16 protein-coding genes are annotated in these 14995 nt (G+C 45.3%); 13 read left to right on the top strand and 3 right to left on the bottom strand.

What is annotated here, in order from left to right; genetic code table 11:
• Window positions 1-73: 73 nt before the first annotated feature.
• Window positions 74-523 carry a dCMP deaminase family protein gene (locus tag J4N39_RS17450; RefSeq protein WP_252026277.1) on the bottom strand — a complete coding sequence of 150 codons (450 nt, stop codon included), beginning with the start codon at window positions 521-523 and terminating at the stop codon, window positions 74-76.
• Between the two features lie 189 nt (window positions 524-712).
• Here J4N39_RS17450 and J4N39_RS17445 point away from each other — a divergent pair, with 189 nt between their 5' ends.
• The 6 genes from J4N39_RS17445 (at window position 713) to J4N39_RS17420 (ending at window position 6329) form a co-directional block, all read left to right on the top strand.
• Window positions 713-1162 (top strand): exoribonuclease R, encoded by a 450-nt coding sequence (locus J4N39_RS17445; protein ID WP_252026275.1) that lies wholly within the window; start codon window positions 713-715, stop codon window positions 1160-1162.
• A 160-nt stretch (window positions 1163-1322) separates the two neighbouring features.
• Entirely contained in the window at window positions 1323-1790 is a 468-nt protein-coding gene (locus J4N39_RS17440; protein WP_252026273.1) for a CreA family protein, read from the top strand.
• Between the two features lie 145 nt (window positions 1791-1935).
• On the top strand, window positions 1936-3240 hold the full coding sequence (locus J4N39_RS17435) for an inosine/guanosine kinase (RefSeq protein WP_252026271.1): 1305 nt from the start codon (window positions 1936-1938) through the stop codon (window positions 3238-3240).
• Between the two features lie 411 nt (window positions 3241-3651).
• On the top strand, window positions 3652-5394 hold the full coding sequence (locus tag J4N39_RS17430; protein ID WP_252026269.1) for a formate--tetrahydrofolate ligase: 1743 nt from the start codon (window positions 3652-3654) through the stop codon (window positions 5392-5394).
• A 150-nt stretch (window positions 5395-5544) separates the two neighbouring features.
• The gene (locus tag J4N39_RS17425) at window positions 5545-5988 is read left to right on the top strand and encodes a CopD family protein (protein WP_252026267.1); all 444 of its coding nucleotides are present in this window, start codon (window positions 5545-5547) and stop codon (window positions 5986-5988) included.
• Window positions 5989-5996: 8 nt separating this feature from the next.
• Window positions 5997-6329 (top strand): YnfA family protein, encoded by a 333-nt coding sequence (locus tag J4N39_RS17420; RefSeq protein WP_252026265.1) that lies wholly within the window; start codon window positions 5997-5999, stop codon window positions 6327-6329.
• Between the two features lie 48 nt (window positions 6330-6377).
• Here the strand turns inward: J4N39_RS17420 and J4N39_RS17415 are convergent, their stop codons facing one another.
• Window positions 6378-7076, bottom strand: a complete 699-nt coding sequence (locus J4N39_RS17415) for an OmpA family protein (RefSeq protein WP_252026263.1) — start codon at window positions 7074-7076, stop codon at window positions 6378-6380.
• A 298-nt stretch (window positions 7077-7374) separates the two neighbouring features.
• On the opposite strand from J4N39_RS17415, the gene J4N39_RS17410 reads away from it, so the two are divergent.
• The 3 genes from J4N39_RS17410 (at window position 7375) to J4N39_RS17400 (ending at window position 10677) form a co-directional block, all read left to right on the top strand.
• Window positions 7375-8007 carry a thiol:disulfide interchange protein DsbA/DsbL gene (locus J4N39_RS17410; protein WP_252026261.1) on the top strand — a complete coding sequence of 211 codons (633 nt, stop codon included), beginning with the start codon at window positions 7375-7377 and terminating at the stop codon, window positions 8005-8007.
• 12 nt (window positions 8008-8019) lie between these two features.
• Entirely contained in the window at window positions 8020-8493 is a 474-nt protein-coding gene (bamJ, locus tag J4N39_RS17405) for a BamJ family beta-barrel-assembly machinery protein (protein WP_252026259.1), read from the top strand.
• Window positions 8494-8910: 417 nt separating this feature from the next.
• Window positions 8911-10677 (top strand): methyl-accepting chemotaxis protein, encoded by a 1767-nt coding sequence (locus tag J4N39_RS17400; protein ID WP_252026257.1) that lies wholly within the window; start codon window positions 8911-8913, stop codon window positions 10675-10677.
• Between the two features lie 82 nt (window positions 10678-10759).
• Here J4N39_RS17400 and folE read toward each other — a convergent pair whose 3' ends face one another.
• Window positions 10760-11413 carry a GTP cyclohydrolase I FolE gene (gene folE, locus J4N39_RS17395; RefSeq protein WP_252026255.1) on the bottom strand — a complete coding sequence of 218 codons (654 nt, stop codon included), beginning with the start codon at window positions 11411-11413 and terminating at the stop codon, window positions 10760-10762.
• Between the two features lie 162 nt (window positions 11414-11575).
• On the opposite strand from folE, the gene moeA reads away from it, so the two are divergent.
• Genes moeA through sseA form a run of 4 tightly spaced genes read left to right on the top strand, consistent with a single transcriptional unit; the run spans window position 11576 to window position 14737 of the window.
• Window positions 11576-12811: a molybdopterin molybdotransferase MoeA gene (gene moeA / locus J4N39_RS17390; RefSeq protein ID WP_252026253.1), complete on the top strand. Its 1236-nt coding sequence runs from the start codon at window positions 11576-11578 to the stop codon at window positions 12809-12811.
• Window positions 12812-12820: 9 nt separating this feature from the next.
• Window positions 12821-13570 (top strand): molybdopterin-synthase adenylyltransferase MoeB, encoded by a 750-nt coding sequence (moeB, locus tag J4N39_RS17385; protein ID WP_252026251.1) that lies wholly within the window; start codon window positions 12821-12823, stop codon window positions 13568-13570.
• Window positions 13571-13579: 9 nt separating this feature from the next.
• Window positions 13580-13894, top strand: a complete 315-nt coding sequence (locus J4N39_RS17380; RefSeq protein ID WP_252026249.1) for a hypothetical protein — start codon at window positions 13580-13582, stop codon at window positions 13892-13894.
• Window positions 13895-13903: 9 nt separating this feature from the next.
• Entirely contained in the window at window positions 13904-14737 is an 834-nt protein-coding gene (gene sseA / locus J4N39_RS17375) for a 3-mercaptopyruvate sulfurtransferase (protein WP_252026247.1), read from the top strand.
• The last annotated feature ends 258 nt before the right edge of the window (window positions 14738-14995 follow it).

Genomic DNA, 14995 nt, shown 5'->3' with positions numbered 1-14995 from the left:
AATACTAATGAATAGGAAGGCGTTTAAGGTTGGATTTTTCGTAAAAAAGCCTGCAAAAGCAGGCTTCTAAATGTTATTTCATATCAAGTTCGGCCAGTGGTAACCAATCTACCTCCACCCCAGCTTGCTCAAACATGTCTTGGCTGACTTGAATTTTCTCGCCCCAACGCGATAAAAAGTCTTCCGTTTGCTCAGGGCAATGCACCGCTTTGATACCTGTTTGAATGATCTTCGCTGCACAGTTCGGGCAAGGAAAATGAGTTACCCAGATCTCACACTCATCCAAATCGCGCTTGGCGAATAGGATGGCATTCTCTTCTGCATGAAGCGTTTTTAAGTATTTCATATCACGCTCATCAGTATCTGCGCTGTCAGAAATACCGTGCGGATAACCATTAAAACCAACCGATACAATGCGGTTAGCTTTGGTAATTACCGCACCAACTTGTGTTGATGGATCTTTACTCCAAGATGCAACCAGTTCAGCCATCTGAAAGAATCGGACTGCCCACTTAGAAATCATCGTCTGCCTCTTAATGCCAGTTAATCGTGTGATATTGAGCAAATAATAACGCAAAATTTTGATCTTGTACGACTTTTCTTAGTCATCACACCAGTAACCCAATTAGTTCGCTACCAAGTGCCTATTTACACTGTAAACTGAACTTAAAGCTGGGTAGACTATGCGCCCCCTAACCGTTGGAGACTTTTTATGGAACGTGATTACAGCTTTGAATGTTTGGTAACCATGCCTAGGCACGAACTGGAAGAATTTAGCATGCGCATTCTCACTCGTATGGTGCCAGAAGATATGATGAGCGAGCTGTTCACATTCGAGAACGAAGAGACCGACAACGAAGAACGCATGAAAGCTGCACAGTTTGATGCCATGCTGCGTATGAGCGCAATCGCACTTGGTCAGGTAATCTTGGCTTTTGAAGAGTCTGACAATGCGAAGCAAAACATTCAACGCATGAGTCGCCTATTGTTGTGGCATTTCTACGCAATCTCTTTCAACTTAGAAAAGGCCATTAGCCTAGAAGTGCATTGCGCTAAAGTCGAAGAAATCCTGCAAACCCCACCAAAAGATGCTCTCGCTTGGGTTAAAACATTGACGGAACTGCTTCACTATTACGCAGAAAAATCCGATCAGAGTGAATAATTGTTGCTAAATGCTATAAACATTAACCAACAAGTCGTTATACTCTTGGTTACTCTATCTTACTGAGTCTTCCCAATTTTTCCTGAGAAACGCTAACAAGGCGTTGAATTCTCGCTGAATCGAAGAAGACTGGGCACACACAACTAACTGAGGCTTAACGATGAAAAAACTCGCTGCAATTCTTGGGCTTTCAGTAGCCCTAATGGGCTGCTCTGATAATGAAGTGGGTGATGTTTCTCTGGGTATCTTTACACTAAAAGACATCAAGATATCTAACCTTGATGACGACAAGATCCCCGGTGTAACCTGTCATATTGCATCCGTTGAAGCCAACTTGAGTTTGGCTGATCCAAGTGACAGCTCAATCTCTTGTCGCCAAACTGGTGACATCACTCCTGAGATGATCGCGAGTATCGACAAGAGCAAATCGGGGGAAGTGGTATTTAAGCAATCTAAGAGCATCTTCTTCAAATCGATGAAGGTTCGTCGTATTTACGATGCTGAAAACCAAACCCTACTTTACTTGTCATACACAACAAAAGAGACCGAAGGCAGCTTCAAGCACAGTTTGTCTACGGTACCACTGTGGGGAACGGCGGCTTATGTAGAGCCAGTGGCTACCAAATAGTTGAATCGAAACAGGGCGAATTATCGCCCTGTTTTACTATTGCCTCTTAAACAAAACTTGATGACAAATTGATTGCAACAAATGTAATCCTCACTAAATTTTTGTGATAGAATTCGCACCTTGTTTTCATAACCCCGTTTTTTCCATGAAATTTCCTGGTCAGCGTAAGTCTAAACACTACTTTCCGAGCCACTCTCGTGATCCATTAATCAACCAGATCCGTCAGGCACCGAAACTTCATCGCCCGACAATTGTGGGTGTGGGTCAAACCATCGTAGATATCGAAGCTCGTGTCGATGATGACTTCCTAGAGAAATACGACCTAAGTAAAGGTCACTCCCTCGTTCTAGAAGAGAGCAAAGCGGACGCTCTATATCAGGAACTAAAAGAAAAACGTCTTATCACCCATGAACACCCTGGCGATACCATTGGTAATACGCTGCACAACTACTCTGTGCTTGCTGACAGCAAATCCGTTCTGCTGGGTGTGATGAGCAAGAATATCGAAGTTGGATCATACGCATATCGTTATCTGTGTAACACCTCCTCTCGTATGGATCTTAACTATCTTGAGACCGTTGATGGCCCGATTGGTCGTTGTTACACCCTGATCAGCGATGATGGTGAGCGTACCTTTGCCATCAACGAAGGTCACATGAACCAGCTTAATCCCGAAAGCGTGCCACCACACATTTTCAAGAAAGCAGCAGCGCTTGTTGTTTCTTCTTACCTTATGCGTGGCAAGCCAGAAGACCCAATGCCTAAAGCGGTTCAGCGTGCAATTGAGTTGGCGAAAGAGAACAATGTGCCTGTGGTTCTAACCCTTGGTACCAAATACGTCATCGAAGGCAAAGCCGAGTGGTGGCAAGAGTATCTGCGTGACAACATCACTGTTGTTGCGATGAATGAAGAAGAAGGCGAAGCGCTAACAGGCGAGTTAGATCCATTGAAAGCGGCAGACAAAGCCCTAGAGTGGGTTGACTTGGTTTTGTGCACGGCAGGCCCTGAAGGGCTATATATGGCGGGCTACACTGAAGAAAGCACTAAGCGTGAATCGAACAACCCAATGCGTGAAGGCAGCATCGAAAACTTTAACCAGTTTGAGTTTAGCCGCTCCATGCGCAAGTCCGATTGTGAACAACCGATTAAAGTCTACTCTCATATTGAGCCATACTTAGGCGGTCCTCTAGAAATTAAAAACACTAACGGTGCTGGTGATGCTGCACTCTCAACTCTGCTTCACGACATGGCTGCAAATCTCTACCACAAAGCAAACGTGGTCGATTCAGATAAGCACTCGCAAGCGTATTTAAGCTACTCTTCGCTATCGCAGATTTGTAAATATGCTAACCGTGTAAGCTATGAGGTGTTAACCCAGCATGCGCCTCGCTTATCTCGAGCACTTCCTGAGCGTGAAGATAGCTTGGAAGAGATTTACTGGGATCGTTAATCCTGTTTTAAAAGTCAGCGATAAGCTGGCTTTTATACACTAGTCAGATTGGCAAAGGATGCTCCTCCCCTTGATCGGAAGTGTATGTATTTTCGATGAGTTATCCGCTAAGGGGAGACTGGGAGGGGTTGTTGTGATAATGCATGGTCAATACATTTGATGGTGCTCGCTAAAAACCTAGCTCAACTAGCAAACCTTTTTTACGCTTTGAGTTCTACTTTTAACCCCCTCTGACTCCCCCTTGAAAAGGGGGGAGAGACATGTGTTCACCTAGGTTTGAAGTGCAAATAAGTTAGAGTTTAGTCAATTGGCATTTATCACCACATAAAAGGCTTTACAAAGACAAATACCAAGGTATATTTCGCACGCAAACGTTTCCGTAACCAGCTTTTTGGCATGTAGGGGGTATTCATGCTGAGTGACATCGAAATCTGTCGTTCCACTCCACTTTCACCGATTGATACTGTAGCGCGCAAGGCCGGGCTAGAAGAATCAGAAATCAATCCGCAAGGACGCCACAAAGCAAAAATTTCACTAGATTGTCTATCACGCTTAGAGGAAAAAAAGCGTGGTAAGTTAGTTGTCGTCACGGCAATTACACCAACACCACTAGGTGAAGGCAAAACCGTAACAACGATCGGTCTTGCTCAAGGCCTAGCAAAAATCAACCAATCTGCAATGGCATGTATTCGCCAGCCTTCTATGGGCCCTGTATTTGGTGTTAAAGGCGGCGCTGCGGGTGGTGGCTTTAGCCAAGTTGCACCTATGGAAGAGCTTAATCTTCACCTAACTGGCGACATCCACGCAGTAACCGCTGCACACAACCTAGCGTCTGCTGCTATCGATGCACGCATCTATCATGAGCAGCGTCTAGGCTATGATGCTTACGCTGAGAAGAACGGCATCCCTGCCCTTCGTATTGACCCAGAAAATGTGGTTTGGCGACGCGTAATGGACCACAACGACCGTGCACTTCGCATGATCACTGTGGGCAAAAACCAGCCAAACAAAACCATCAACGGTTTCGAACGTGAAGACGGTTTTGATATTTCAGCGGCATCAGAATTGATGGCGATTCTTGCACTAGCATCAGACCTGCATGACCTGCGTAAACGCATTGGTCGTATCGTTATGGCGTACAATCTTGATGGCGAGCCAGTAACCGCAGAAGATCTGAAAGTTGCTGGTGCAATGACAGTCACTATGAAAGATGCGATTGAGCCAACCATGATGCAAACACTAGAAGGTGTTCCTACGCTAATTCATGCAGGCCCTTTTGCCAACATCGCACACGGTAACTCATCTATCATCGCTGACCGTATCGCAACCAAGCTGGCTGACTTTACCGTTACTGAAGGTGGTTTCGGTTCAGACATGGGCTTTGAGAAAGCTTGTAACATTAAGGCGAACATGTCTGGTCATGGCCCAGACTGTGCTGTAGTGGTCGCAACTCTGCGTGGCCTAAAAGCAAACTCAGGCCTTTATGACCTACGTCCGGGGCAGCCACTACCAGATGCAATCTTCGGTGAAGACCGTAACGCACTTGAAGCTGGCTTCGAGAACCTAAAATGGCACATCAACAATGTTGCCAAATACAAGGTGCCTGCAGTCGTTGCGATCAACCGATTCCCACAAGACACGGATGCAGAGCTAGCTCTTCTTAGCGAATGGGTTGAAGCTATGGGAGCAAAAGTTGCAATCAGTGAAGCATTTGGCAAAGGTGGCGAAGGCGCTGCAAAACTTGCGCAAGCGGTAGTAGATGCTTGTGAAACTCCATCTGAGTTCACCCCTCTATATACGCTTGAACAAACGCTAGAAGAGAAGCTGATGGCAGTAACGGAAGTTGGTTACGGCGCAGCAAAGATTGAACTGTCTGATCTAGCGAAACAGCAGTTAGCTACCTTTAAAAAGCATGGCTTTGACAAGCTGGCGGTGTGTATGGCGAAAACGCCTTTATCTATTTCGACAGATACCGCAGTAAAAGGTGCTCCAACAGGTTTTGATGTCTCAGTACGTGAGCTAAAACTCTGTGCTGGTGCTAACTTCATCTACGCACTGTGCGGTAACGTAATGACCATGCCAGGTCTTGCTGAAAAGCCATCCTTCATGAATCTCGACATTGATGAAGATGGCAACATTATTGGACTGAGCTAAATTAATCCAAACTCGAATCGACAAACCACCCTATCTGGGTGGTTTTTTCGTTTATTTGCCGAGTTAGTTTCACTGAGTACGAATTGATCAAAGAAATACGCTACGCCAACTGAAATAATAGTGAGAATTATTTTCATGGATTAACTGCTTATGTACGGATTACTTCTCACCTTGCACCTTTTAGCTGCCACCATTTGGACGGGTGGCCACATTGTTCTATCCGTGGTCATTTTGCCAAGAGTTTTGAAGAACCGCAGTGCGAAACAGTTACTTGAGTTTGAGTCGGTGTACGAGAAAATCGGAATGCCAGCTTTGATAATTCAAATCATCACCGGTTTAATGCTCGCCTATCGTATGCTACCGGACGTTAGCCTATGGTTTGATATGTCGATACCGCTAGCACATGGGATTGCGGCTAAGTTAACCTTGCTGTTTCTTACCTTTGCGCTTGCTCTGGATGCAAGGTTTCGAGTGATTCCCAAGCTTTCAGAAAAGAACTTGGTGGATATGGCGTTGCACATCATTCCTGTGACCGTTTTATCGATCTTATTTGTGATTGTCGGCGTCTCTTTCCGCGCTGGCTGGTTAATGTAGAAAACAACATGCCTGAAATTAAAACCCTAGCCCTATTTTTTGTTACTGCCTTAGCCGAAATCATCGGCTGCTACTTACCTTATCTATGGCTCAAGCAAGATAAAAGCGCATGGCTTCTTCTGCCCGCTGCTATTTCCCTAGCCCTGTTTGCATGGCTATTGTCGCTGCACCCAACCGCTGCTGGTCGAGTATATGCTGCTTATGGCGGGGTCTATATCTTTGTTGCGATTTTATGGTTATGGGCGGTCGATGGCATTCGTCCAACATTATGGGATTTAGTCGGGGCAAGTGTGGCGCTGTTTGGAATGGCGATTATTATGTTTGCACCAAGAGGCAGCTGAAACAAAAAGGGCGACTCAATAGTCGCTCATTTGTAAATCTTTTGCTTATTATTGAACAGTGCCGATAAACATGATTTCTACTCGGCGATTGCATGCTTTTCCTGTCTTAGACAAGTTTGAACAACTTGGCAGATGCTTCCCATATCCGCGAGTGTATACCGCATTTGCCGGTACGTTAGATTGGGTAAAAAGTAACTTTACTTGGGTGGCTCGTTTATCTGACAAAGGATCATTAACTTGGTTACTGCCAACACTATCGGTATGACCATCGATCACGGTGCTGATTTGGGGATTATTAGATAGAAATCGCCCAAGATCTTCTAACCAAACTCGAGAGCCAGAGGTGATCGCCGCAGATCCCGTCTGAAAGCGAATCGTTTCTTCTAGCTTAACAATCGTATGTTGACCGGGTATGACATCGTAACGCAGCCCTTTTTTTTCCATATAAGCGAGCAAATCTCTCATTTGAGCCATCGCATTTCCTGATGGCTTGGTGGCCATCATGCTGCCTTGACTGACCATACGAGAGCTGTTCGTTTGGCTATTTAATGGCGAAGGTTGGCTTTGCTGTGCTCGCATTTGATTTACGCGAGCTTGTGGATCTTGCTCTTCCTCACCCCAATCTGGATAACGAACTTCCGCTTCGGTTTGCGGTGCTGTGTCTAGCATACTTGGGGGCGCTAATGACTCACAGCCTGACATCAGGACTGCACTAATTAGCGCAATGAGTGTAAATCGAATCTTCATTCTTGTTTGACCTTAATCTCAGTGTTGAGCTGATACTCCTAGTATCGGCAAAAACGGGGATTCCTTTAAGCCCAATTCACAATTGTTTTTCAATCTCGATGGTAACGCTTAGTTTTTGAACATATTAGGTAAACTTCCTTGCGTCCAGTCACAGTTCCTAAAACAGATTGAACCATTCATACAAGTTATCCTCTAAATATATCGATTCAGCTCTAGAAAGAGCATTTAGCGTCACTTGGTGTTGCCTCCAACTGAATACCTAGCACCAAGTTTCCACCTAAAAGGTTACAAAATACAAATGATTATAAAAAAGCTATCTCTAGCTACACTGGTTTTGTCTTCTCTCGCACTGATTGGTTGTAGCGACACTGCCGAGCCGAAACTCGGCGAGCAATACAAACTACTACCTACCGAGCTCAAACAAAACTCTATTACGCCTGTTACGGAAGTATTCTCCCTTACCTGTGGCCATTGTCGCAGCATGGAAAAAGTGATCCCGCAGATTGAAGAAGGGATCAACAAACCGATTGGTAAAGTACACATTACCTTCAATGAAAGCGCACAAGTTGCAGCTCTAATCTATTATGCAGCACAAATGCAGTTAGACAGCACTCCAGACCATGAGATGATGGAAAAACTGTTTTCGGTAATGCAATCTCAAGACTACACCACTGGTGAGGCTCGCCAACAAGCACTCGAAAGCCTTTTCAATGAGTATGGCTTGGTTAGCCCATATCAATTCGATGAAATTCAGCAAAAGGCGTTATTTGAACTGCTCAATGAAGCCGATGAAATCACGCAGCAAAGCCAAATCAATGGTGTACCTACCTTCATTATTAAAGGAAAGTATGAGCTGATCACATCAGGACATGAGGATGTTAATGATCTCGTAAAAACGATAAACTACCTGCTTTCTAAAACTTCTCAATGAAAAGGATAGCAAGTGTCTAAGATTGTTTTTCCAATCATCATCTTTGTCTTGGCGGGCTTTTTTATCTACCGCACCTGGACAAATCATAAAGCTAACGACGAAAACTTTGCCATTGGACAAGCGTTTTTGGCTGAAAATGGTCAAAAAGAAGGTGTGATCACGACAGAATCTGGCCTTCAATACCAAGTACTTACTCAAGGTGATGGCGAAGAGCGTCCAACCATTAACAGCACAGTGACTGTGCATTATCACGGTACGCTAATTGATGGCACTGTGTTCGATAGCTCTGTTGAGCGCAACGAACCGATCAGCTTCAACCTCGGGCAAGTGATTGCTGGATGGCAAGAAGGTGTGCAGTTGATGACTAGGGGTGAAAAACTTCGTCTATTCGTTCCTAGCAATCTTGCTTACGGAACTCGTGGTGCTGGCCCAATCAAACCAGGTTCCACACTAATATTTGATGTAGAGCTCATCGACTTCAAATAACATAAAAGCAGTGGCTGCACTCGTAGCCACTGCAACTACTTTTGTAAAATGTACGTCAGAAACCCGCACAAGGTATGACGACAAACCATTAACACTGTAAACTCCTCCATATCTCGATTAGATTCGAGTCTTAGGTTAGTGCCCTAACACACAGTCGGAAATTATTGATTAATCTTATAAAAATCTATTTGGAACGCTATACTCTCTAGCGTTTTTCCGATAACATTTTGACTTCCATAGAAATGGACTATTCTTATTAAAAAGAGTGAATGTGCAATCACTCACTGTCAGTTGGATTTGATAGACGGGCATCAACCCGCACTTTGCTTTACGTCCGCAGTTGTCACATAACCGTCACATTTAGTGTGGTTATTGGTACTAGACTGCTTAATTGGAACTCAAGTAAAAGTTACTATTATGAATATCAAATCACGCCTCATTGTCGCTGGACTTGTATCTATTTTTGGCATAGTTGCCTCATTGGCTATGTCGACCTATTTTTCAAACACGGTATCTACTTTAAATGGTGCTCGCACTCAACTTGCAGAGCTCGAGGTTCGCCTACTCAATCTTCGCCGCAATGAAAAAGACTTCTTACTACGTGGCAACGACAAGTACCTCGCTACTTTCAACAAAAATGCTGATACATTCCTAAACATTAACCAATCTATCTCAAATACTTTGACGGAATACGGCATTGACTACCCTACTCGGCTTGGACAGGATCTAAAGAACTACCAAACGACCTTTGTTAATTTAGTTAACGCCTACCGCACATTAGGGCTCGATGATAAATCTGGTTTATTAGGTGCGTACAAGCGTGAGCTAGGTAAAGCCTATGATCTTGCTGACTACGAAGGTGATTTCCACCTCGCTGCTTTCGACCAAAAAGTGTTCTCAGGTAGCTTAGAACCAGAGTTAATTAAGGACGAGTCAACACCAGAACTTCTTGCCACTGCCCAAGCCGTGGTCAACCAGCTTAAAACTATTGGTCTCAAGTATAATGAAGGGCTAAAGGGTGATGTCCGTGGTGGCTCACACCAGATTGAGGAGCAGTTTGGTCATGCGGCAGAAATTTTGGAGCAAGGGGTGACTGAACACCAAAATAGCTTAGAACGCACCAAGCTTCTGTTCTCTGCAATCATTATCGCCGTCATTGGTGCCTTAATGGCACAAATGATCATCTCTATTTCTCGCAACATCAACGAAATTCTAGACACAATTAGAGAGATTTCAGAAACCAACAACATTGGTATGCGCACTAACCTACACGGTAAGAATGAGTTGGTTACCTTAGGCAGCTACTTCAATGATCTTTTGACCAAAATTGAAGAGCTCGTTTCTGGGTCACAGGAGAAGTCGCAAATGCTGTTTAGCAGCACAGACGCAATGCAGGGCGAGCTTCAAAGTGTTATCGAACAGTTTGAAGTTCAAGCACAGCACACCACATCGATGGCCACCGCTGTACAACAGATGGTATCGACCATTAGTGAGATTTCCGAAAGCACTGCCGTAGCGGCAGAAGGTGTGCAACAAGCTGCTAACAATGCAAGCTCTGGTCGCAGCGTGGTGAGTGATACGGTTGATAACATCAACGAGCTTTCCGCGACACTCGCCAACAGCCAAGCATCAATTGCGTCACTTGATCAGTTTGTGGCACAAATTGGTGGTGCGGTAGAGATGATTCAAGGCATCGCAGAACAAACAAACTTGTTGGCACTTAACGCAGCTATCGAAGCCGCTCGTGCGGGTGAGCAAGGTCGCGGATTTGCCGTGGTTGCTGATGAGGTTCGCGCATTAGCAAGTCGTACCCACGATTCGACTCAAGAAATCACCTCAGTGGTCACCTCTATCCAAAGCCAAATGTCGACCGTGGTTGACGATATTGAGCAATGTAACCGTCAAGGCGAAGAAACCAAACAGTTCTCTCAAACTTTGGATGGCAACTTCTCACAAATCATCGTTGATATGGAAAACATCCAAAGCAATTCTGAGCGTATTGCTTCTGCCATTGAAGAACAAGGCATTGTGATGAATCAAGTGGCTGAATCGATTACTGAACTACAATCAATTTCAGATGGCAACATGGTCTCTGCAAAACAGTGTTTAGAAGAAGTCAATGGCGTCTCTAGCCAAGCGCAAGAAATGGACGAAGCGGTTAAGCAGTTTAAAACCAGCGCTTAATCCCAGCTATCATTTCTACCCGACTAAAAAGCCCCGAAGTATTGCTACTTCGGGGCTTTTGTTTGGAACTTAACTCGTTGGACTAGCGTAAACCGTGCAGGAACTCATGGCGAGTAGCTGGGTTAGACTTAAAAATCCCACCTAGAGCTGTGGTTGTGGTCTCACTGGTCGCATCCATCACACCACGTGATTTCACACAGTAGTGTACCGCATCCATAGTGACCGCAACGTCATCGGTTTCTAATAGTGTTTGTAAAGCGACAAGGATTTGCTGTGTCATGCGCTCTTGTACTTGAGGTCGCTGAGCGAAGAAGCGAACAATGCGATTGATTTTGGACAAACCAATGATCTTCTTACGCGGGATATAGGCGACAGCAGCTTTACCATCGATGGTCACTAAATGGTGCTCGCAAGTACTAGTCACGGTGATGTCTTTTACGCGAACCATTTCGCTACACGCCATTTTGTTATCAATAACGGTGATCTTAGGAAAGTTTGCGTAATCTAGCCCTGAGAACACCTCATCAACGTACATCTTAGCTATGCGGTGTGGCGTTTCTTCTAGGCTGTCATCGGACAAATCTAGCTCCAGCAGCGACAAGATTTCACGCATATGATGTTCGATGCGCTCTTTTTTCTCTTCTCGGCTGATGTTGTTTGGTACGAGTGGTGTTTCAATACCTTTCTCGATCAATGCGTCCCTAACCAAATTGGCTGATGCACTCAGACCTGACATGTTTACCTCTCCCATGCTTGATTGGACCCTTTTAAAATAGCTGACAAGGATACTCGGATTTAGCCACAATTACACCCATATTTTGCGTTGGGTTACTGATGTCAAAGCATGATTTATGCTATGGTTCAGCCGATATCCAATAATAACGAACAGGAATGTAATATGGGTTGTTGTGATGCGCCGGGTCTAATGGCAATTGAGACGGCGATGGAGAAAATGTTGTCGAGTGTTTCCCCAATTCAAGACACGGAAACTTTACCCTTACCGCAGGCTGAAGGAAGAGTGCTTGCCAAAGCGATAGAATCCCCTATTTCTGTTCCCCCTTTCGACAACTCTGCAATGGATGGATACGCAATTCGCATTGCGGAGCTTAAACCAGATATAGCGATGCCTTTGGCAGGAAAGTCTTTTGCAGGCCAACCATTTGATGGCGAATGGCCAGAAGGTACCTGCGTTCGCATCATGACAGGTGCGCCAGTCCCTGCAGGTTGCGATGCTGTCATCATGCAGGAAAACACCCAACAAACTGAACAAGGTATTGTCTTTACTCAAACCGACGTCGCACCACAAAACAACATCCGTCCACTGGGTGATGACATCAACGTCGGCGACCTAGTCTTGAGTGCTGGTCATCGCCTAACCCCTCGCGATATTCCTATGGTTGCCTCTTTGGGTATCGCGGAAGTCGAAGTCATTCGCCGCCCTAAAGTCGCATTTTTCTCAACTGGCGATGAACTCAAGCAAATTGGCGAACCGCTAGGCGAGGGACAAATCTACGACAGCAACCGTTATGGCATTAAGTCGCTTATCGTCAACTTTGGCTGTGAAGCCATCGACCTTGGGATTATTCCTGATTGCCCAGTGCAGCTCAAAGCAACCTTTGAAAAAGCTCAGCAAGTGGCTGATGTAGTCGTTACATCTGGCGGTGTAAGTGTTGGCGAAGCAGATTACACCAAAGATATCCTTGAAGAACTCGGTGAAATCGGTTTTTGGAAACTAGCCATCAAACCCGGTAAACCCTTTGCCTTTGGTCAGTTAGATGATGCCCTATTCTGCGGCCTTCCTGGCAATCCAGTGTCTGCGATGTTGACCATGTATGAACTGGTACAGCCATTGATCGCTAAGTTGCACGGTCATACTCAGTGGAAACCACAACCGTCTATTCCTGCCATCACTCGCTCTCGTTTCAAAAAAGGTCCTGGTCGTACAGACTACCAACGTGCGATATACACCATTGAAGACGGTAAATTCTATGTCGAAAGCACTGGCAACCAAAGCTCTGGCGCATTTCGCTCCATGAGTCTTGCCAACTGTTTTGCTGTACTTGAAAGAGATCGTGGTAACGTCGAAGTGGGCGAAACCGTACAACTGCAACTGTTTAATCACACGCTTTACTAAGGTCTTGCGATGGAAATTTTGTCTGACCAAGAGATGCTTCGCTACAACCGCCAAATCATATTAAAGCAATTTGACTTTGAAGGTCAGGAAGCATTAAAACAGGCCAAAGTATTGGTTATAGGTGCAGGTGGTCTTGGATGTGCGGCGTCGCAATATCTAGCCGTTGCGGGTATAGGGCACATGACACTGGTCGACTTCGACCAGGTGGAACTGTCTAACTTGCAACGCCAAGTCCTCCATCATGATAAAACCGTTGGCTTGCCCAAGGTGGAATCTGCCAAGTTAGCATTGGAGCAGTTAAATCCCTACCTGAACTTAGTGGCTATCAATAAAAAGTGCGACCAATCAGAGTTGGCAGAGCTAGTGGCTGAACACGACATTGTGCTCGATTGCACCGATAATGTAGATACTCGCAACCAACTCAACGCACTTTGTTATCAGCATAAGACTCCGCTTGTCAGTGGCGCTGCTATTCGCATGGAAGGACAAGTAAGTGTCTTCACCTATCTTGATGATGCCCCTTGCTACCAGTGCTTGAGTGCTTTGTTTGGAGCTCAAGCACTGACCTGCGTTGAAGCGGGTGTGATGGCACCTCTGGTCGGCATTATCGGTGCGACACAAGCGCTAGAGTGTATCAAGGTGCTTGCCAACATGGGCACGACTCTAGAAGGTAAACTATTGATCCTTGATGCCATGAGCATGAGTTGGCGAGAAATGAAGCTGGCGAAGCTGCCAAACTGCCCAACTTGCAGCCAGTAGGAAAAATCAATGCAGACGATACTCAAAGCAATCACGCTTCTTATCTCAGGTATCGTCTTGCTTTACCTACTTACTGGCAGGACTAATTCAACAGCGGCCCCTGATCCAATTCGAGTCACTGTCGAACAAAGAATCGTTACCCAATCACTTGATGGCCATCGCCACTACATCACATTTTCTCATCAAGGCGAGCATCTAAGGCTAAATATCGACCCGAACGCTCGCTGTGAAGCTGGTGATATTGCCACCCTACAACCCATATCCACCTTGTTTGGCCAAAATGATCGCCTACAGCTCATAAAATGCCAAACCGTTAGGTCTTAAGGAACTTCTATGACTGAAATCGTTACTGCCGATTGGCTCGCCGCTCATATTAATGACTCTAATCTTGTTGTTTTAGACGCTAGCTTGGACATTCTCGTGCCAGGCGCACCTGAAAAAGCTTCTGTGGGTTATATCCCCACTGCACAACGATTTGACTATGACCAAGATATTAGCGATGAAGACAGCACACTACCTCATATGTTGCCTAGCGCGGAAAAGTTCGAGCGACGAATGCAACAAATGGGCATCAATCAGGACAGTGAAATCATCGTTTACGACGACACGGGAACATACGCCTCACCAAGGGCTTGGTGGATGTTTAAGTGTTTTGGTCACGACAAGGTGAAAGTGCTAAGCGGAGGGATCAAAGCTTGGGTCAATTGTGGCTATAAAACCACTGCCAACTTGTCTGCACCAAACGATAAAAACGGTGACTTTGTTGCTAATTTCCAACCACCATGGTTTGCAGATAGCGACAAAGTTCTATTCGCCTCGGGCCAAAGCTCTTGGACAATTCTCGATGCACGTGCCAAAGCCCGTTTTTATGGACAAGTGCCGGAGCCTCGCAAAGGTCTTCGCAGTGGTCACATCCCTAACTCGCTTTCACTTCCATACGCAACAGTGCTTAATGGTGACCACCTTAAAACGCCACAAGAGTTAGCGCATCTATTTGACCAACTAGAAATTACCTTATCGCAAAGAATCATCGCAAGCTGTGGTTCTGGGGTGACAGCCGCTATTCTTATATTGGCAGCGCACCAGGCAGGATATACCAAGCTGGCTGTCTACGATGGTTCGTGGGCAGAATGGGGACAAGACCAAGCCTTACCGATAAATAAGTAAATAGCCTTAAGTGGGCTACAGACCAATTTAGTCCTGTACCCACTTAGTTGGAATATCCCCAACTATCATACGCTTAATTGTGGCTACTTGGGTCTGAGATAGTGACGAAGTTTGCATACAATGCTTTTGATATAACTAAAGCGTACCAATGAGCTTATTTTTATAGTATTTTTTGATAAGTCTCACAATGGAGATAGTAGACTTAGAGCGGTTACGTGACTTAACTGAGTATACAAGGATAATAAAAAGAGCAGCTCT

It is taken from the genome of Vibrio sp. SCSIO 43136, from assembly GCF_023716565.1.
GTDB lineage: Bacteria > Pseudomonadota > Gammaproteobacteria > Enterobacterales > Vibrionaceae > Vibrio.
Note: the sequence above shows the minus strand (reverse complement) of the source record. Positions and strands in the feature narration are given on the sequence as shown.